20 protein-coding genes are annotated in these 18809 nt (G+C 58.9%); 17 read left to right on the top strand and 3 right to left on the bottom strand.

Translation table 11 applies throughout. The features are described 5' to 3' along the window. The first annotated feature begins 4 nt into the window (after positions 1-4). From kdsA to ispD, 4 genes are all read left to right on the top strand, one after another. Positions 5-850, top strand: a complete 846-nt coding sequence (gene kdsA / locus GV819_RS20895) for a 3-deoxy-8-phosphooctulonate synthase (protein WP_161757947.1) — start codon at positions 5-7, stop codon at positions 848-850. Between the two features lie 155 nt (positions 851-1005). After that, positions 1006-2295, top strand: a complete 1290-nt coding sequence (eno, locus tag GV819_RS20890) for a phosphopyruvate hydratase (RefSeq protein ID WP_161757946.1) — start codon at positions 1006-1008, stop codon at positions 2293-2295. Between the two features lie 172 nt (positions 2296-2467). Further along, the gene (gene ftsB, locus GV819_RS20885; RefSeq protein ID WP_011059544.1) at positions 2468-2746 is read left to right on the top strand and encodes a cell division protein FtsB; all 279 of its coding nucleotides are present in this window, start codon (positions 2468-2470) and stop codon (positions 2744-2746) included. Beyond that, positions 2743-3450: a 2-C-methyl-D-erythritol 4-phosphate cytidylyltransferase gene (gene ispD / locus GV819_RS20880; RefSeq protein WP_161757945.1), complete on the top strand. Its 708-nt coding sequence runs from the start codon at positions 2743-2745 to the stop codon at positions 3448-3450. The genes ftsB and ispD overlap by 4 nt, the downstream gene beginning before the upstream one ends. Positions 3451-3502: 52 nt before the next feature. Here the strand turns inward: ispD and GV819_RS20875 are convergent, their stop codons facing one another. Then, positions 3503-4402, bottom strand: coding sequence for a LysR family transcriptional regulator (locus tag GV819_RS20875; RefSeq protein WP_161757944.1), 900 nt, complete (start codon positions 4400-4402; stop codon positions 3503-3505). 104 nt (positions 4403-4506) lie between these two features. Here GV819_RS20875 and GV819_RS20870 point away from each other — a divergent pair, with 104 nt between their 5' ends. The 8 genes from GV819_RS20870 (at position 4507) to rpoS (ending at position 11955) form a co-directional block, all read left to right on the top strand. Further along, a complete protein-coding gene (locus GV819_RS20870; protein ID WP_161757943.1) occupies positions 4507-5619 on the top strand; it encodes an S-(hydroxymethyl)glutathione dehydrogenase/class III alcohol dehydrogenase in 1113 nt (370 codons plus the stop codon). Positions 5620-5704: 85 nt separating this feature from the next. After that, positions 5705-6550, top strand: coding sequence for an S-formylglutathione hydrolase (gene fghA / locus GV819_RS20865; RefSeq protein ID WP_161757942.1), 846 nt, complete (start codon positions 5705-5707; stop codon positions 6548-6550). A 264-nt stretch (positions 6551-6814) separates the two neighbouring features. Continuing rightward, positions 6815-7288: a 2-C-methyl-D-erythritol 2,4-cyclodiphosphate synthase gene (gene ispF, locus GV819_RS20860; protein WP_161757941.1), complete on the top strand. Its 474-nt coding sequence runs from the start codon at positions 6815-6817 to the stop codon at positions 7286-7288. Next, positions 7285-8343: a tRNA pseudouridine(13) synthase TruD gene (gene truD / locus GV819_RS20855; RefSeq protein WP_161757940.1), complete on the top strand. Its 1059-nt coding sequence runs from the start codon at positions 7285-7287 to the stop codon at positions 8341-8343. The genes ispF and truD overlap by 4 nt, the downstream gene beginning before the upstream one ends. Next, entirely contained in the window at positions 8331-9080 is a 750-nt protein-coding gene (gene surE / locus GV819_RS20850; RefSeq protein ID WP_161757939.1) for a 5'/3'-nucleotidase SurE, read from the top strand. The genes truD and surE overlap by 13 nt, the downstream gene beginning before the upstream one ends. A 41-nt stretch (positions 9081-9121) precedes the next feature. Beyond that, positions 9122-9757: a protein-L-isoaspartate(D-aspartate) O-methyltransferase gene (locus GV819_RS20845; RefSeq protein ID WP_178124957.1), complete on the top strand. Its 636-nt coding sequence runs from the start codon at positions 9122-9124 to the stop codon at positions 9755-9757. A gap of 211 nt (positions 9758-9968) precedes the next feature. Beyond that, positions 9969-10841 (top strand): peptidoglycan DD-metalloendopeptidase family protein, encoded by an 873-nt coding sequence (locus GV819_RS20840; protein WP_161757937.1) that lies wholly within the window; start codon positions 9969-9971, stop codon positions 10839-10841. 106 nt (positions 10842-10947) lie between these two features. Next, positions 10948-11955, top strand: a complete 1008-nt coding sequence (gene rpoS / locus GV819_RS20835) for an RNA polymerase sigma factor RpoS (RefSeq protein WP_016964675.1) — start codon at positions 10948-10950, stop codon at positions 11953-11955. 514 nt (positions 11956-12469) lie between these two features. On the opposite strand, the gene fdxA is transcribed toward rpoS, so the two are convergent. Both fdxA and mutS read right to left on the bottom strand, forming a co-directional pair. Beyond that, entirely contained in the window at positions 12470-12793 is a 324-nt protein-coding gene (gene fdxA / locus GV819_RS20830; protein WP_007908827.1) for a ferredoxin FdxA, read from the bottom strand. Between the two features lie 142 nt (positions 12794-12935). Next, positions 12936-15515: a DNA mismatch repair protein MutS gene (mutS, locus tag GV819_RS20825; RefSeq protein WP_161757936.1), complete on the bottom strand. Its 2580-nt coding sequence runs from the start codon at positions 15513-15515 to the stop codon at positions 12936-12938. A gap of 186 nt (positions 15516-15701) precedes the next feature. Here mutS and GV819_RS20820 point away from each other — a divergent pair, with 186 nt between their 5' ends. The 5 genes from GV819_RS20820 to GV819_RS20800 all read left to right on the top strand — a co-directional run bounded on the left by GV819_RS20820 (position 15702) and on the right by GV819_RS20800 (position 18806). Beyond that, on the top strand, positions 15702-16448 hold the full coding sequence (locus GV819_RS20820; protein ID WP_161757935.1) for a LexA family transcriptional regulator: 747 nt from the start codon (positions 15702-15704) through the stop codon (positions 16446-16448). Positions 16449-16966: 518 nt separating this feature from the next. Next, a complete protein-coding gene (locus GV819_RS20815; RefSeq protein ID WP_011059558.1) occupies positions 16967-17317 on the top strand; it encodes a phage holin family protein in 351 nt (116 codons plus the stop codon). An 87-nt stretch (positions 17318-17404) separates the two neighbouring features. Continuing rightward, positions 17405-17926 carry a hypothetical protein gene (locus tag GV819_RS20810; protein ID WP_161757934.1) on the top strand — a complete coding sequence of 174 codons (522 nt, stop codon included), beginning with the start codon at positions 17405-17407 and terminating at the stop codon, positions 17924-17926. Further along, positions 17923-18513, top strand: a complete 591-nt coding sequence (locus GV819_RS20805) for a phage baseplate assembly protein V (protein ID WP_161757933.1) — start codon at positions 17923-17925, stop codon at positions 18511-18513. The genes GV819_RS20810 and GV819_RS20805 overlap by 4 nt, the downstream gene beginning before the upstream one ends. An 89-nt stretch (positions 18514-18602) precedes the next feature. After that, on the top strand, positions 18603-18806 hold the full coding sequence (locus GV819_RS20800) for a hypothetical protein (RefSeq protein WP_161757932.1): 204 nt from the start codon (positions 18603-18605) through the stop codon (positions 18804-18806). Positions 18807-18809: the final 3 nt, after the last annotated feature.

The following is an 18809-nucleotide window of genomic DNA, read 5'->3' as shown; positions in this document are numbered from 1 at the left end:
CCTGATGGCGCAGAAGATCATCCGCGTAGGCAACATCGAGATCGCCAACGACAAACCGATGGTGCTGTTCGGCGGCATGAACGTGCTGGAAAGCCGCGACATGGCGATGCAGGTCTGTGAAGAATACGTACGGGTTACCGAGAAACTTGGTATTCCCTACGTGTTCAAGGCCAGTTTCGATAAGGCCAACCGCTCGTCGGTGACCTCATACCGTGGCCCGGGCCTGGAAGAGGGCATGCGGATTTTCGAAGACGTGAAGCAGGCCTTTGGCGTGCCGATCATCACCGACGTCCACGAACCGGCCCAGGCCGCCGTGGTCGCCGAAGTCTGCGATATCATCCAGCTGCCGGCCTTCCTCTCGCGGCAGACCGACCTGGTGGTGGCCATGGCCAAGACCGGTGCGGTGATCAACATCAAGAAAGCCCAGTTCCTCGCGCCCCAGGAAATGCAGCACATCCTGAGCAAGTGCGAAGAAGCCGGCAACGATCAGTTGATCCTTTGCGAGCGCGGTTCCAGCTTTGGCTACAACAACCTGGTGGTGGACATGCTCGGCTTCGGCATCATGAAGCAGTTCGAATACCCGGTATTCTTCGACGTCACTCACGCCTTGCAAATGCCGGGTGGTCGTGCCGATTCGGCCGGCGGTCGCAGGGCTCAGGTCACCGACCTGGCCAAGGCCGGCATGAGCCAGTCCCTGGCTGGCCTGTTCCTTGAAGCCCACCCGGATCCGGACAACGCCAAGTGCGACGGTCCCTGCGCCCTGCGCCTGGACAAGCTCGAGCCGTTCCTGGCCCAACTCAAGGCCCTGGACGAGCTGGTCAAGAGTTTTCCGACGGTAGAAACCGCGTAAAACCGATTTCTCCGGTAAAGTACCGCACGATTATTGCTCAGGCCCCCGGGCCTGAGCCTTATTGTCTGCAAGACTGCCCACTTTCCCCGCCTTGCCGACGGTAAAAGATTTCCTACAGCTGCGTCGTTTTCGTCAACTTTGGAGTGTTTACAACAATGGCAAAAATCGTCGACATCAAAGGTCGTGAAGTTCTCGACTCCCGTGGCAACCCCACTGTCGAAGCGGACGTGCTTCTCGACAATGGCATCATCGGCAGTGCGTGCGCGCCGTCCGGTGCTTCCACTGGCTCCCGTGAAGCATTGGAGCTGCGTGATGGCGACAAGAGCCGTTACTTGGGCAAGGGTGTGCTCAAGGCGGTAGCCAACATCAACGGTCCGATCCGCGACCTGTTGCTGGGTAAAGACCCGATCGATCAGAAAGCCCTGGACCAGGCGATGATCCAGCTGGACGGTACCGAGAACAAGGCGACCTTGGGCGCCAACGCGATCCTCGCGGTGTCCCTGGCTGCCGCTAAAGCCGCTGCCCAGGACCAGGACCTGCCGCTGTACGCGCACATCGCCAACCTCAATGGCACCCCGGGTGTCTACTCGATGCCAGTGCCGATGATGAACATCATCAACGGTGGCGAGCACGCCGATAACAACGTCGACATCCAGGAGTTCATGGTGCAGCCGGTTGGCGCCAAGTCCTTCTCGGAAGGCCTGCGCATGGGCACCGAAATTTTCCATCACCTCAAAGCCGTGCTGAAGGCCCGTGGCCTGAACACTGCCGTAGGTGACGAAGGTGGTTTCGCGCCGAACCTGGCTTCCAACGAAGACGCGCTGAAAGTGATCTCCGAAGCCGTGGCCAACGCTGGTTACACCCTGGGTACCGACGTGACCCTGGCTCTGGACTGCGCCGCCAGCGAATTCTATGAAGACGGCAAGTACAACCTGTCCGGCGAAGGCCAGGTGTTCACTTCCGAAGGTTTCGCCGAGTACCTGAAAGGTCTGACTCAGCGCTACCCAATCATCTCCATTGAAGACGGCCTGGACGAGTCCGACTGGGCTGGCTGGAAAATCCTCACCGACAAGATCGGCGAAAAAGTACAACTGGTGGGTGACGACCTGTTCGTAACCAATACCAAGATCCTGAAAGAGGGCATCGACAAGAAGATCGCCAACTCGATCCTGATCAAGTTCAACCAAATCGGCACCCTGACCGAAACCCTGGAAGCCATCCAGATGGCCAAGGCTGCCGGTTACACCGCAGTGATCTCGCACCGCTCCGGCGAAACCGAAGATTCGACCATCGCCGACCTGGCCGTGGGCACTTCGGCGGGCCAGATCAAGACCGGTTCCCTGTGCCGTTCCGACCGGGTCTCCAAGTACAACCAATTGCTGCGTATCGAAGAGCAATTGAACGGCAAGGCCAAGTACAACGGCCGCAGCGAGTTTCGCGGTTAAGCGGTAAATGGTAAAAAGACAGCAGATTGTGTCGGGAAAGTCGCTAAAGCGGGTTTTTTACCACTAATCTGATGCCTTAAGAGCACAAGCCTGGTTCTTCCAGGCTTCGTGCTATCAGTAGGTCCGAAGTTGTTGGCATGGCTGTCTTTTTTCACTGGATACCCGATATTCGATGCGCAGTCCCAATTGGTTGTTCCTGGTCTTGCTCTTGCTGCTGGCTGGCTTGCAGTACCGCCTGTGGGTGGGGAACGGCAGCTTGGCCCAGGTCGCTGACTTGACTCAGCAGATTGCTGACCAGCACGCTGAAAATGAGCGTCTGCTGGAGCGAAATCGCGTACTCGATGCGGAAGTCATGGAGCTGAAGAAGGGCATGGAGACCGTTGAAGAGCGGGCTCGCCATGAGTTGGGCATGGTCAAGGAGGGCGAAACCCTCTACCAGTTGGCCCAATGAACGAAGTATTGCCGGCCTTCTGGGCCGTGATTCCTGCCGCGGGCGTTGGTGCCCGTATGGCTGCGGACCGTCCCAAGCAGTATCTGCAACTGGGCGGGCGCACTATTCTCGAACACAGCCTTGGCTGTTTTCTCGACCATCCTGGCCTCAAGGGGCTGGTGGTCAGTCTGGCGCTTGAGGATCCTTACTGGCCGACTCTGGCCTGTGCCCACGATGCGCGGATACAGCGGGTCGAAGGTGGTGCGGAGCGTTCCGGATCGGTGCTCAATGCTTTGCTTCATCTGCACGCCCAAGGCGCTGCCGATGAAGATTGGGTACTGGTTCACGATGCCGCGCGTCCCAACCTGTCCCGGGATGACCTGGACAAGCTGCTGGGCGAATTGATGGACGACCCTGTGGGCGGCCTGCTGGCGGTGCCCGCTCGTGACACCCTGAAACGGATCGACAAGCACGGCCGAGTCCTGGAAACCGTAGATCGCAGCCTGATCTGGCAAGCCTATACGCCGCAGATGTTCCGCCTCGGGGCGCTACATCGCGCTCTGGCCGACAGCCTGGTGGCTGATGTGGCGATCACCGATGAGGCTTCGGCGATGGAATGGGCCGGGCAGGCACCACGCCTGATCGAAGGGCGCTCCGACAACCTCAAGGTCACTCGCCCTGAGGACCTGGAGTGGCTGCGCCAGCGCTGGTCCAACCGGCGCTGACCGTCGACCGCTGACGTGCGCTGAACCTTCTAGCCGCAGCCTGCAGCTGTGGCTACAAATCGCGGTATTCCGGGCGTTCGGCCAGGCCCTGCTTGAGATAATCCACCAACTTGCGCACTTTGGGCGACAGGTGCCGCTGCTGTGGATACAGCGCCCAGACTGCGGTGTTAGGTGGTTGGTGGGCCTCCAGCAGAGAAATCAGTGTGCCGTTCTGCAGGTGTTCCAGTACGTAGTAATCCGGTAGCTGGCACAAGCCGATTCCTTGCAATGCCGCATCCAGCACCGCTTGCCCACTGTTGCAGCGCCAGTTGCCCTGCACCCGCTGCGAAAATTCCCGTCCATCTTGTTCCAGTTGCCAGATGTCCGTGCTGCCCACCAGGCAATTATGGCGGCTCAACTCCGAGAGACTGTGGGGGCGTCCATAGCGTTCGAGATAGGATGGGGAAGCGCACAGGTACATGCGTCGCGGTGCGAGGCGGGCGGCGACCAGGCGTGAGTCCTGCAAGCGTCCGAGACGAATCGCCAGGTCGAGCCCTTCATGCACCAGGTCCAGCGTGCGGTTGCTCAGTTCGATATCCACCCGCAATTGCGGATAAAGCCCCATGAAACTGGTCACCAGCGGCACGATGAAGCGCTCGCCATAGGCCACGGCACAGGTCATGCGCAGCATGCCCTTGGGTTCGCTGGTCAGGTCCCCCACCGCTCGCAGCGCCTCCTCGCGACCATCCTGCAAGCGCTGGCAATGCTGGAGAAAGGTCTGCCCAGCCTCGGTCAGGGTGACCCTACGGGTGCTGCGATACAGCAGGCGAGTCTGCAGGCGCTCTTCAAGACGCACCACCTGTCGGCTGATATGGGACGAGGACACTCCCAGACGCTCGGCCGCGGCGGTGAACTGGCTGCATTCGGCGACGGCGACAAACTCGTCGATGCCTTCCCAGCGGTTTTCGCTCATGGATTATCCCTGTGTGGCAATAATGTTTTGCTTTGGTCTGGATTATTCATCGCATTGCACTGTTTTACACTCACCGTCTCGTTTTTATTCACTGGAGAGTCAGGATGATCAAGTCGCGCGCCGCCGTAGCCTTCGAGGCCAAGAAACCCCTGGAAATCGTCGAAGTGGATGTCGCCATGCCCAAGGCGGGCGAGGTGCTGCTACGGATTGTTGCTTCCGGTGTCTGCCATACCGACGCCTACACCCTGTCGGGCGCGGATCCGGAAGGCATCTTTCCGTCGATCCTCGGCCATGAAGGCGGTGCCGTGGTGGAAGCGGTGGGCGAGGGCGTGACCTCGGTGGTCGTGGGTGATCATGTGATTCCGCTGTACACCCCAGAATGTGGCAAGTGCAAATTCTGTCTGTCGGGCAAGACCAACCTCTGTCAGGCAATTCGTGCGACCCAAGGTAAAGGCTTGATGCCTGATGGCACTACGCGCTTTTCCTACAAAGGTCAGCCAATTTTCCATTACATGGGCACCTCGACTTTCTCCGAGTACACCGTGTTGCCGGAAATCTCCGTGGCCAAGATCTCCAAGGATGCGCCGCTGGAAAAGGTCTGCCTGCTGGGCTGTGGCGTGACGACCGGGATTGGTGCGGTACTCAACACCGCCAAGGTCAAGGCAGGTGACACCGTGGCCATTTTCGGCCTGGGCGGTATCGGTCTATCGGCGGTGATCGGCGCGGTCAAGGCCAAGGCGGGGCGAATCATCGCTATCGATATCAACCCGGCCAAGTTCGAAATTGCCAAGCAGTTGGGTGCCACTGACTGCGTCAATCCTAAAGACTTCGATCGTCCGATCCAGGATGTCATTGTCGACATGACTGATGGCGGCGTGGACTTCTCCTTTGAATGCATCGGCAACGTGCAACTGATGCGTGCCGCGCTGGAGTGCTGCCACAAGGGCTGGGGCGAGTCGGTGATCATCGGTGTGGCTGGCGCTGGCCAGGAAATCTCGACCCGACCATTCCAATTAGTCACTGGCCGCGTATGGCGTGGTTCGGCATTCGGCGGTGTACGCGGTCGTAGCGAGTTGCCTAGCTACGTGGAAATGTCCCAGACCGGCGAGATCCCTCTGGACACCTTCATTACCCACACCATGGGCCTGGAAGACATCAACAAGGCTTTCGATCTGATGCACGAAGGCAAGAGCATTCGTTCGGTCATCCACTTTTAAGAGCAGCTGCAAGCGTCGGTCTCAAGCTGCGCGGGGAAGCTCCGCAGGCGGCCAGGGACTTGCAGCTTGTGGCTGGAGGTCTGTCATGAGTCTGGAAAACCTTTCCTGCCAGAAAAGCTTCGGCGGCTGGCACAAACGCTACAAACACCATTCCCAGGTATTGGGCTGCGAGATGGTGTTTGCGGTCTATTTGCCGCCACAAGCCGAACAGGGCAACAGGCTTCCGGTGCTGTACTGGCTGTCCGGCCTGACCTGCACCGACGAGAACTTCATGCACAAGGCCGGTGCCCAGCGCATGGCCGCGGAGCTGGGGCTGATCATTGTTGCTCCGGATACCAGCCCCCGAGGCGCCGGTGTGCCCGGCGATCCGGAGGGTGCCTGGGACTTTGGCCTGGGAGCAGGGTTTTACCTGAACGCCACCCAGGAACCCTGGGCCCAGCACTACCGGATGCACGACTATGTGGTGAATGAGTTGCCTGCGTTGGTGGAGGCGCATTTTCCCGCTTCGCAGAAGCGCGGTATCAGCGGGCACTCCATGGGTGGCCACGGGGCATTGGTCTGTGCATTGCGTAATCCCGGCCGCTATCAGTCGGTGTCGGCTTTCGCGCCCATCAGTAATCCAATGGACTGTCCCTGGGGGCAGAAGGCGTTTTCCCGGTACCTGGGAGACGAGCGTTCACGCTGGCGGGAATGGGATGCCAGCGTGCTGATTGCCGAGGCGACCGAAAAGTTGCCGCTGCTGGTGGATCAGGGTGACCGTGACGATTTTCTTGCCACTCAGCTCAAGCCCGAAACCTTGCAGCAGGCAGCAAGGAATGCTGGCCATGAGCTGACCTTGCGCTTGCAGCCTGGTTACGACCACAGCTACTTCTTTATCGCTAGTTTCATTGACGATCACCTGCAGCACCATGCTCGCGCTCTGAACGCCTAGGGGCTGGACTCAAACGGTTTCAGCGTTCGAGTGGGGGCAAGGCAGGCTTGTACGCGAGTCCGATCGGAATGCTTGCTCAGGTTCCTGGACTCTGCTTCCTCGTCTGTTTTGGCTCGCTACGTTCTTCCTTCGGGCCCACCGTGGGCTGTTACTCCCGTTGGTCGTTTGACCTTGGCCGGGCTTCGCTCGCCGAGCTTTTGTTCAGGCCCTAACAGGCGCCAAAGCAGGTAGAATCACGCCCTGACTTTTTCGGGGCGTTTTTTTATGCGTATTGGCCACGGCTACGATGTGCACCGTTTCGCTGAGGGCGACTTCATCACGCTGGGTGGTGTGCGTATCGCCCATCATTTCGGGTTGCTGGCTCACTCCGACGGCGACGTGCTACTGCACGCGCTCAGTGATGCCTTGCTGGGTGCCGCCGCACTGGGGGATATCGGTAAGCATTTTCCGGATACCGACCCGCAGTTCAAAGGTGCCGACAGCCGCGTATTGCTGCGTCACGTTGTCGCGCTGATCCATGCCAAGGGCTGGAAAATCGGCAATGTCGACAACACCATTGTTGCCCAGGCGCCGAAGATGGCCCCCCATATTGAAACGATGCGCGCCTTGATCGCCGCGGATCTGCAAGTTGAGTTGGATCAAGTGAACGTGAAGGCTACTACCACCGAAAAACTCGGTTTCGTCGGTCGCGAGGAAGGCATCGCGGTGCACTCCGTGGCCTTGTTGCTACGACCATGAATGAACTGCAACTCTTGGGCCCGCGGGCCTATGGCGATGCCTTGGGCAGCGCCGTACTCAAGGCCACGGCTGAAGACTTCCAGGTCGATGAGGTCCTCGATATCCCGCTGAGCGGTGAAGGCGAGCACCTGTGGCTGTGGGTGGAAAAGCGTGGTTTGAACACTGAGGAAGCTGCGCGGCGAATTGCCAAGGCGGCTGGTGTGCCATTGCGTACCGTCAGCTACGCCGGGCTCAAGGATCGGCAGGCACTGACTCGCCAATGGTTCAGTGTGCAATTGCCCGGCAAGGCTGACCCGGACCTTGCAGCGGCGGAAAACCACACCCTGAAAATCCTCAAGGCCACCCGCCACAAGCGTAAACTGCAGCGCGGTGCCCATGCGGCCAACGGTTTCACTCTGCGCTTGACGGCCCTCAAGGCTGATCAGACCGCTATCGATGAGCGTCTGAAGTTGATCGCCCAGCAGGGGATTCCCAACTATTTCGGTGCCCAGCGTTTCGGCCATGACGGCGGTAACTTGGTGGATGCTCGTGACTGGGCAGCGCGCCAGGCACTTCCGGAGCAACGCAACGTACGCTCGAGGTTGCTGTCCACGGCCCGCAGCTATCTGTTCAATCAGGTGCTGGCGGCGCGAGTGGCGGATGGCAGCTGGCAGCGGGCCCAGGTAGGCGATCTGCTGGCGTTTACCGACAGCCGCAGCTTTTTCATGGCCGGGCAGGCTGAATGCTCTGATCCGCGCCTGGCGATTCTTGATCTGCATCCTACCGGTCCATTGTGGGGTGAGGGCGAGTCTCCAGCAGGTGGTGCGAGCCATGACCTTGAGCAGGAAACCGCCACGCGTGAGACAGCGTTGTGTGATTGGCTGATAAAAGCCGGCATGAGCCACGAACGACGCATCCTGCGGCTGCCCATTGGCGGTTTGACGTGGCATTATCCCGAGCCTGACATTCTGCAACTGGAATTCGTCCTGCCGGCCGGATGCTTCGCCACCGCATTGGTGCGTGAACTCGTCGATCTGGTGCCGGTGGGGCAGACGGACAGCCCATGCGTATTCTGATTTCGAACGATGATGGGGTAACTGCACCCGGTATCGCCGCGCTGCATGCTGCGCTGGCGGATTACGCCGAGTGTGTGGTTGTCGCACCGGACCAGGACAAAAGCGGCGCCAGCAGCTCGCTGACACTCGACCGTCCGCTGCATCCGCATACCCTGAGCAATGGCTATATCAGCATCAATGGCACGCCGACCGACTGCGTTCATCTGGGGCTCAATGGCCTGTTGGAGCACGAGCCGGACATGGTGGTATCGGGCATCAACCTGGGGGCCAACCTCGGGGATGACGTGCTGTACTCCGGGACTGTCGCTGCCGCATTGGAAGGGCGTTTCCTGCAGCGCCCGGCGATTGCCTTTTCGCTGGTGTCGCGGCAGGTGGAAAACCTTGCGACCGCCGCCTATTTCGCGCGCAAGCTGGTGGAAGCACAGGGCTTGCTAGAGTTGCCACCACGGACGGTGTTGAACGTGAATATTCCCAATTTGCCACTTGATCACATCCGCGGTATCCAGCTGACCCGCTTGGGCCATCGTGCCCGTGCCGCTGCACCGATGAAGGTTGTCGATCCTCGCGGCAAGTCGGGCTACTGGATTGCCGCCGCCGGCGACGCCGAGGATGGCGGGCCCGGTACCGACTTCCATGCTGTCATGCAAGGCTACGTTTCCATTACGCCGTTGCAGTTGGATCGCACCTTCAATGATGCGTTCAGAAGTCTGGATGGCTGGCTGGAGGGGCTGCGCTGATGGCTCGTGAGCAAGATGATTTGCTGCGACGGGGCATCGGCATGACCTCCCAGCGCACCCGCGAGCGCCTGATTCAGCGGCTCTACGATGAAGGCCTGTCCAATCCCCAGGTATTGGAAGTCATCCGGCGTACACCGCGGCATCTGTTCGTCGATGAGGCACTGGCCCATCGTGCCTATGAAGACACAGCGCTGCCCATTGGCCATAACCAGACCATCTCCCAGCCTTACATGGTGGCCCGTATGAGCGAGTTGCTGCTCGCGGCCGGCCCATTGGACAAGGTGCTGGAGATCGGCACTGGTTCCGGCTACCAGACGGCGGTGTTGTCGCAACTGGTGGAGCGGGTGTTCTCGGTGGAACGGATCAAGGTCCTGCAGGATCGGGCCAAGGAACGCCTGCAGGAGTTGAATCTGCGCAACGTGGTGTTTCGCTGGGGGGATGGTTGGGAAGGCTGGCCGGCTTTGGCGCCATACAATGGCATCATCGTCACCGCCGTGGCCACTGATATCCCTCAGGCGCTGCTCGATCAACTGGCGCCTGGCGGACGTATGGTGATTCCGGTAGGCGCTGGGGAAGTGCAGCAATTGATGCTGATCGTTCGGGAGGAACATGGCTTTGCACGGCATGTTCTGGGAGCGGTACGTTTTGTGCCGCTGCTCAATGGCCCACTGGCCTGAACATTTATCGGGCCTGGGTGAATTCTGTTTGATTGGCTGTGTCTTAGTGCCGTATTGATCGTCAATGAATGGGGTAGCGATCGGTGGCTGACTCTTGCGGCGGTCTCTTGCGCTTTGCCGACGGTAAAGCGTCGGTGTCCAGTTATACTTGCGTCACTTCATGCCTGAGCCAGGCAATCTATATCGTCAACCAGCACAAAGGGAGCGGCGGGTGAGTCTCACAGTCATTGCGCAGCGTATGGGTATATCAAGCTTTCAGCGACTGATGATTGGCCTGGTCTTGAGCTCCTTGTTGGTCGGTTGCTCCAGTAGCAAATCCAGCAGTGTGGGTGTGGTTGAGCGTAATAATAATGTGGCGCCACAACGTGCTGCCGTCACGACTGGGCAATATGTAGTGCGTCGCGGGGATACGTTGTTCTCAATTGCCTTCCGTTATGGCTGGGACTACAAGGCACTGGCCGCCCGTAACAACATTGCCGAGCCCTACACCATTCATCCTGGGCAGACCATTCGCTTTGACGGCCGCACTGGCGCGGTGCCGACCACCGTGGTGACGAATACCCAGTCCGGCGCTTCCTCATCCAGCAAGACCACGATTATCCGTCGCCCTGTAGGCGCTGCCAATACGCCACCAGCAGCCACCACAGCAGCACCTGCAGTGGGTACTGCGAGCAAGCCGGCAGCGGCTCCGCTTCCGCCTGCAGGCCCCGCTCCAACCGGTTGGGGGTGGCCATCCAACGGTGTTCTCATTGGAAAATTTTCTTCAAACGGTAGTTTGAATAAAGGCATTGATATCGCCGGGGATTTGGGACAGCCTGTTTTAGCTGCGTCTGATGGGACGGTGGTTTACGCCGGGAGTGGCTTAAGGGGCTACGGCGAATTAGTCATCATCAAACACAGCGAAACCTACGTCAGTGCTTACGGCCACAACCGCAAGCTATTGGTTCGGGAGGGACAGCAGGTCAAAGTCGGACAGACAATTGCCGAGATGGGATCAACTGGTACAGACCGGGTGAAACTGCACTTTGAGATTCGCCGACAAGGTAAACCTGTAGATCCGCTGCAATTCCTGCCACGTCGTTGATCCGTTACCAGCCTGTTCCACTCGCGTAGAGGGAACAGGCTCCAGTGTTGCCAAGGATAAAGGCGACGCTTGAGCCTGAGGTCGAACTCACCAAAGGACTATAACAATGGCTCTCAGTAAAGAAGTGCCGGAGTTTGACATCGACGATGAGGTTCTCCTTATGGAGAGCAGCATCGATATGGATTCGATGTCGAATAATGAGGGGGCAACTCCACCTTCCGTTCGCGCCAAATCCAAAAGCTCCGCTTCACTTAAACAACACAAGTACATTGATTACACCCGCGCGCTCGACGCGACGCAGTTGTACCTCAACGAAATCGGTTTTTCTCCATTGCTCTCTCCTGAAGAGGAAGTGCACTTTGCGCGCCTGTCGCAAAGTGGCGACCCGGCGGGGCGCAAACGCATGATTGAAAGCAACTTGCGATTGGTGGTGAAAATCGCCCGACGCTATGTCAATCGCGGATTGTCGCTGCTGGATCTGATCGAAGAGGGCAACCTCGGCTTGATCCGAGCGGTTGAGAAGTTCGATCCGGAACGTGGCTTCCGCTTCTCGACCTATGCCACCTGGTGGATTCGTCAGACCATCGAGCGGGCAATCATGAATCAGACCCGGACCATCCGGTTGCCGATTCATGTGGTTAAAGAACTCAACGTTTACTTGCGCGCCGCTCGTGAGTTGACGCAAAAACTCGATCATGAACCTTCTCCCGAAGAAATCGCCAACCTGCTGGAGAAGCCGGTGGCTGAAGTCAAACGCATGCTCGGCCTGAACGAGCGGGTATCTTCGGTCGATGTCTCGCTGGGCCCGGATTCGGACAAGACCCTGTTGGATACTCTCACTGACGACCGTCCAACGGATCCTTGTGAACTGTTGCAGGACGATGATCTGTCACAAAGTATCGATCAATGGTTGTCCGAGCTGACCGAGAAGCAGCGTGAAGTGGTGGTGCGCCGCTTTGGTCTGCGTGGGCATGAGAGCAGTACCCTTGAGGACGTTGGCCTGGAGATCGGTCTGACCCGTGAGCGGGTTCGGCAGATTCAGGTTGAAGGGCTCAAGCGCTTGCGGGAGATCCTGGAGAAGAATGGATTATCCAGTGAGTCGCTGTTCCAGTAGCTTCTGGAGTTAACCCGCAAAAGCCCCGATCAACTCGGGGCTTTTTATTGCGTGGACGCAATATCTATTGATTCTCCTATTCTGATTACTCTCGGGATTATTCTTAACTTGTGTGTAAGCCAAAGATTACTTTTTCGTAAGTATTCGGTTCTCGGCTACTTCTAACTTGCCAAAATCGTCTTAAGTGTTTTTTTATCTATTTGATTTATAAGGTTTTTTGTATTTTTCGATATTGTGTTGGACAAGAAGTCCTGCAAATAGTGCGATTGCTCTCGCCTGGGAACTCTTTAATATCAGCCTTGTGTCGACGGATAGACACAACCATCAAGGACGATGGTCAGGACATCGCAGGACGCGATTCATCAGGACGATGAAAAGGAACACAGGGACTAGGGAAAATGTGGGCGGGTCATACCGCCCCTTTTTTTTGCCTGTCAAAAAGTCCCGAGAGCAAATCCCGGATTCCAGAAACGCAAAAGGCCCGCAAGGGGCCTTTTCAGGAGCTCGGCGGCAATCAGCGTTCGAGGTCTTTGATCTTGCCTTTGACGCCATCCCACTCTTCGGCATCGGGCAAAGATTCTTTCTTTTCAGTAATGTTCGGCCAGATCTCAGCCAGCTCGACGTTCAACTGAATGAACTCTTGCATCTCTTCCGGGACTTCATCCTCGGAGAAAATCGCTACAGCGGGGCATTCAGGCTCGCACAGCGCGCAGTCGATGCACTCATCCGGGTGAATCACCAGGAAGTTCGGGCCTTCGTAAAAGCAGTCCACCGGACAGACTTCTACGCAGTCGGTGTACTTGCACTTGATGCAGTTGTCGGTGACGACGAAGGTCATTTCTAATTCTCTCCTCAGGCGGCGGCAGCGGAGCCCCTACATGACGGGGTCGCCAGGTTTGGGAGCGATAGTCTGCGAACCAGGCTAATAGTCCGCAGCATCCTAAACCGCGCGAGATTCTAACAGCTTGAAGGCGTTCGCGTTAGATGCGTGTCTTCAATGTATAGAGCATTTCCAGTGCCCGACGTGGTGTCATGTCATCCAGATCCAGCTTGGCCAGGTCATCGAGTACCGGGTGGGGCAGGCTGGCGAACATGTCGCTTTGTTGCGGAACCGAGGTTTTACCCGGTGCTGGTTGCGGTATGTCGTGGGGCAGACTAGTGGTTTCCAGGCGGCTCAAATGCTCACGGGCGCGCAGGATGACAGGGCTGGGAACCCCCGCCAGCTGGGCTACTGCCAGGCCATAGCTTTGGCTGGCAGGGCCGGGCAGGACATGGTGCAGGAAGACGATACGCTCATTATGCTCAGTGGCATTGAGGTGCACGTTGGCTACCAGTGGCTCGCTTTCTGGCAGCACGGTCAGCTCGAAGTAGTGGGTGGCGAACAGAGTATAGGCGCGCAAATGGGCGAGACGTTCTGCCGCAGCCCAGGCCAGAGAAAGTCCGTCAAACGTGCTGGTACCACGACCGACTTCGTCCATCAGCACCAGGCTGCGCTCTGTGGCGTTGTGCAGGATGTTCGCGGTTTCGCTCATTTCCACCATGAAGGTCGAACGACCGCCCGCCAGGTCGTCGCTGGAGCCGATCCGGGTAAAGATCCGGTCCACCAGGGACAGCTCGCAGCTCGCAGCCGGAACAAAGCTACCAATATGCGCCAGCAGTACGATCAGCGCGGTCTGCCGCATATAGGTGGATTTACCGCCCATGTTCGGACCGGTGATCACCAGCATCCGGGTGTTGTTGTCCAGGCTTAGGTCGTTGGCCACGAAAGGCGTGGTTAGCACCTGCTCCACTACGGGGTGACGACCCTGGGTGATGCGCATGCAGGGTTCGCTGACAAAGCGTGGGCAATTCAGGTCCAGGTTCAGTGCGCGCTCGGCCAGGTTGCTCAGTACGTCCAGTTCGGCCAGGGCCCCGGCGGTGTCTTGCAGTGGCGGCAGGTGGCTGATCAGATTTTCCAGCAGGGCGTCGTAGAGCATCTTTTCGCGAGCCAGGGCGCGGCTCTTGGCGGACAGTGCCTTGTCTTCGAAGGCCTTGAGCTCCGGGGTGATGAAGCGTTCGGCACCTTTGAGGGTCTGACGGCGAATATAGTCCGCGGGCGCTTGCTCGGCCTGCTTGCTCGGCAGCTCGATAAAGTAGCCATGAATACGGTTGTAACCGACCTTGAGGTTGGCCAGACCGGTACGGGCCTTTTCCCGGGCTTCGAGGTCGATCAGGAACTGTCCGGCGTTCTCACTCAGCGATTGCAACTCGTCCAGTTCGGCGTCGTAGCCGGTCTTCAGCACGCCGCCATCGCGGATAACCGCTGGAGGATTGTCGATGATCGCCTTGGCCAGCAATGCGGCGAGTTCCGGGTAGGTGCTGGTGGTGACCGCCAGTTGATTGAGGTGAGTTGCCTCCAGCTCGGTCATTGCCTCTTGCAGTTCTGGCAGCGCAGCCAGGGCGTCGCGCAGTCGGGCCAAGTCTCGCGGACGGGCATTGCGTAAGCCGATTCGCGCAAGGATCCGCTCGATATCGCCGATTTCCTTCAGCTGTGGCTGCAGCCGTTCGAAGCGATACCCGTCCAACAGGCAGGTGATCGACGACTGACGCGCCTGCAGGACCTTGAGGTCCCGCAGGGGGCGATTCAGCCAGCGGGTCAGCAGTCGGCTGCCCATGGCGGTCTGGCAGCGATCAACTACCGATTGCAGAGTATTGTCGCGTGCGCCGGCCAGGTTGGTGTCCAACTCCAGGTTGCGACGGCTGGCGCCGTCCAGCACCACTGTGTCGTCCAGGCGTTCGTGACGCAGGCTGCGCAAGTGGGGCAAGGCAGTGCGCTGGGTTTCCTTGGCGTAGCTCAGCAGGCAACCGGCGGCGCCGATAGCCAGGGTCAGGTTCTCGCAGCCGAAGCCCTTGAGGTCCTGAGTGGAAAACTGTTGGCACAGGCTCTTGTGCGCCGAGTCGCGCTCGAAATCCCAGGGCGCGCGACGCCGAACACCACGGCGTTTTTCCGCCGGCAGGCCTTGTGGCCAGTCGTCGGGGATCATCAGCTCGACCGGATTGATGCGCTCCAGCTCGGCTAGCAGGTTCTCCCAGCCCTTGATTTCCAGCACGCTGAAGTTGCCGCTGGTGATATCCAGAACCGCCAGGCCGAACAGGCGCTCATCGCCCAGCACGGCAGCGATCAGGTTGTCGCGGCGTTCGTCCAGCAGGGCCTCGTCGCTGACGGTACCCGGGGTGATGATGCGCACTACCTGACGGTCTACAGGACCTTTGCTGGTAGCGGGATCACCGACCTGCTCGCAGATCACCACCGACTCGCCAAGTTTCACCAGCTTGGCCAGATAGCCCTCGGCGGCATGATAAGGGATGCCGCACATGGGAATCGCCTGGCCTGCCGACTGTCCACGCGCCGTCAGGGTGATGTCGAGCAATTTGGCGGCCTTCTTCGCGTCTTCATAGAAGATCTCGTAGAAGTCGCCCATGCGGTAGAACATCAACTGGTCAGGGTGCTGGTTCTTGAGGCGCCAGTACTGTTGCATCATCGGCGTGTGGGAGGACAGATCGGAGGTATTTTTACTCATTGGTATTTAGGCGGGTTCGTTGAATGGGTGACGCAAAGGAGCGCTGGGCTCGGCTTTTTGCAGATGGCGGCAAGGTTACCATGGGCGCCCTGGCCTCGCAGGCACCAAGGCGCTACTGCGTTTGTCCGGTAAATGCATTACATCTATGCAAAACAGCATTTGTCATTGACTAAAAGATCGAGCAATATGCGTTCTATGCAAATACGCAATGTTTCTACCGTCCTAAGAGAGCTACTGGATCGCGATGGAATCTCCCCCACGGAGCTTCACCGTCGTACCGGTGTGCCTCAATCCACCCTCTCGCGGATTCTCAGCGGGAAGATTGTCGATCCCTCGGATAAACACATTTCGCGGATCGCCGAATACTTCCAGGTGAGCACCGATCAACTGCGTGGGCGCGTGGGCATCGCGCCTGCCCGGTCCGCAGCCCCCCGTGACGAGATTCATTCGGAACTCAAGGATATAAGCCTGTGGGACGACGACACCCCGATCGATGATGACGAGGTGTCGGTTCCCTTTTTGCGTGAGGTTGAATTGGCTGCTGGATCAGGAAGATTCGTCATCGAGGAAAGCGAGCGCTCCAGCCTGCGATTCGGCAAGCGCAGCCTGCGGCACAACGGCGTGCAGTTCGATCAGGCCAAGTGCGTCACGGTGCGTGGCAACAGCATGTTGCCGGTGCTGCGCGATGGTGCCACGGTCGGGGTCAATGCCGGCAAGTGCGCGATTGGCGATATCGTCGACGGCGACCTGTACGCAATCAACCACAATGGCCAGTTGCGGGTGAAGCAGCTGTATCGTCTGCCCACCGGGATCCGCCTGCGCAGCTTCAACCGCGATGAGCATCCTGATGAGGACTACAGCTTCCAGGAAATCCAGGAAGAACAGATCAGCATCCTCGGTCACGTCTTCTGGTGGGGCATGTACGCCCGCTAACCCATTACCGTCAGGCAAAGCCCGCTCTTGAGCGGGCTTTTTTTTGCCTCCGAAAAGTATCCCGGCCCTTTGTTTATGCGCTCTCTATGCGCTTCAGCAAACTCTTCGCGCAAATAAATGCATTTACGCATTGACTGCATATGCATTGATGCATAATATGAGTCCCAAGCCGCGCAACAGCGGCTGCAACGACGCTCTTTAGTGGCAAAGCAAAGGCAGCGATGAACCGGCCTCGACGGTTCAGAGGGTTGGCAACTGACCCGGGTGTGCAGCGTAAAGCACCAGAAGCAGTTATCCGGCGGACAGGGTCGCGGTCGGAGGAACAATTTAAATGGGTCCGTACCGCGCCAGTAGCGCCGAAAGACCAAGGATTGCATTACTGAAAAGCCCGGGCGACCGGGCTTTTTGGAATGCCTACCTAATGTGGGCCGCCGACAGACAGGGACCCTTTGAAACATCGTTATCAGCCTTCTATCAACTGGCCATTTCGCTGGCCTCAATCCGCACGGGAGACGTGAATGACAAACGAGCAACAAGCGTTGCTGGACATGCCGATCTGGCTGGTCATCGTCCTGGCGCTGGTCGGTGGCGTTTCCGGCGAAATGTGGCGCGCCGACAAGGAGGGCGCCCGTGGCTGGTCGCTGTTGCGGCGCCTGGCACTACGCTCTGGAGCCTGCGTGGTCTGCGGGGTCTCGGCAATCATGCTGCTGTATGCCGCCGGCGTTTCGATCTGGACCGCCTGCGCCTTCGGTTGCCTAACTGCCATGGCCGGCGCCGACGTCGCCATCGGCCTCTATGAGCGCTGGGCAGCCAAACGCATCGGGGTTTGTGAGCCACCTTCCCGTGACTCCCACTCGGATCAGCCTTGACGCCCTGATCAGCTCCAGCCTTCAACGAGGTCTACCGGTTCGTCCCCGACAGGCGTGGCCGCATGGACCTGATTCTGGAACTAGACAATGAACGAACTGACGCAGCTACAAGCCGCCATCACGTCCACGATTAAGGCGGCTATGCCGCATCTCCATACTGTTGAGGCATTCCCCAAAGCACTGGATGGCTCCTCTGAGCCGGCGATTTACCTTGCAATCATCGGCCTGGACCAGGGCCCGGACCCTGGTGACGGTCGCAGTTGTATGCGGGCAACCTTTGAGGCCCGTGCGCTGGTTGATCCAAGCCTTGCACAGGCACCCTTGCAGGCGGCGATTCTGGCGGCGCAGCTAATCGAGCTGTTGCGTTGCCAGCATTGGGCACTCGACTTTGTCGAAGGCGCGACAGCGGTGTCGGCGAAGCCTGCCGGCACTTCTGCGGAACCCGTGCAGAGCGCCGAGTGGATCGTGCAATGGCAGCAGCTTATCTATCTTGGCCAGGAGCAATGGCCATGGCCGAACCAACCTCCGGGAACGCTGGTGTTGGGCTTCAGTCCCGATATCGGTCCTGGTCACGAGGCTGACTATCAGTCACCGGAGCAAATGGAGTGAGTTACGTTTCTGCAACCCACGACCGCATGATCGCTGGCTTGATCATCCCTTGCAGCGTGGTCGCGGTGGATCTCGCTGCTGGCACTGTGCGTGTTTCCGATGGTGCCGGCTGGAGCAGCGCCTGGGTCCGCTGGCACAGCCAGGCCGCCGGCAAGGCCCGTCACTGGCGGGTGCCGAGCCTGGGAGAGCAGGGGGCCTTGATCAGCCCCAGCGGTGAACCGGCGCAGGGCACCTTCGTCCCCGGCCTGTATGGCAATGCCGGTGCCCAGCCCGACAACCGCGAGCATGTCGAGGTCTGGCGTTTCGATGATGGCGGCTCGCTGGTCTATGACTGGCAGGCCAGGAGCTACAGCATCAGCCTGCCCAGCGGCACGGTGACTATTCAGGTCGGCGGCAGCTCGGCGGTGGTGACGGACAGCGCCCTGACCGGTAACGCCGCCAGCATCACGCTGACCGGAGCGATCACCTTGAATGGCGATGTGCAAATCAATGGTGGGAGCTTGAAGCATAACGGGGTCAATGTCGGTTCGACCCATACCCACCCGGGTGTGATGCCAGGCCCCGGTTCAACCGCAACGCCGCAATGATTCTCGGCGGCCACCGCACTCACGACTCACCTCCCACCGATCACCCAATCAACCCGCTCGAAGCGGCTTTTTTGTACCCGGAGAATTCTATGGCTACCCCTAAGAAAACCCCCGGTCGCCCAACGGGCACCGGCGCCGTGGTGTTTCGCGACACCCTTTATACCTCACGCATGTTGATCCTGGCGGAGGGGCGCCAGTTGCTGGTGACCCAGGGACAGGTGTCGGTAAAAGCCGATGACCACAGCGCCCTGGACTATCTGAACAGCCACCCGGATCTGCAAGCGCAGGAGTAACGC

It is taken from the genome of Pseudomonas sp. Fl5BN2 (assembly GCF_009908205.1).
Lineage (GTDB): Bacteria > Pseudomonadota > Gammaproteobacteria > Pseudomonadales > Pseudomonadaceae > Aquipseudomonas.
Note: the sequence above shows the minus strand (reverse complement) of the source record. Positions and strands in the feature narration are given on the sequence as shown.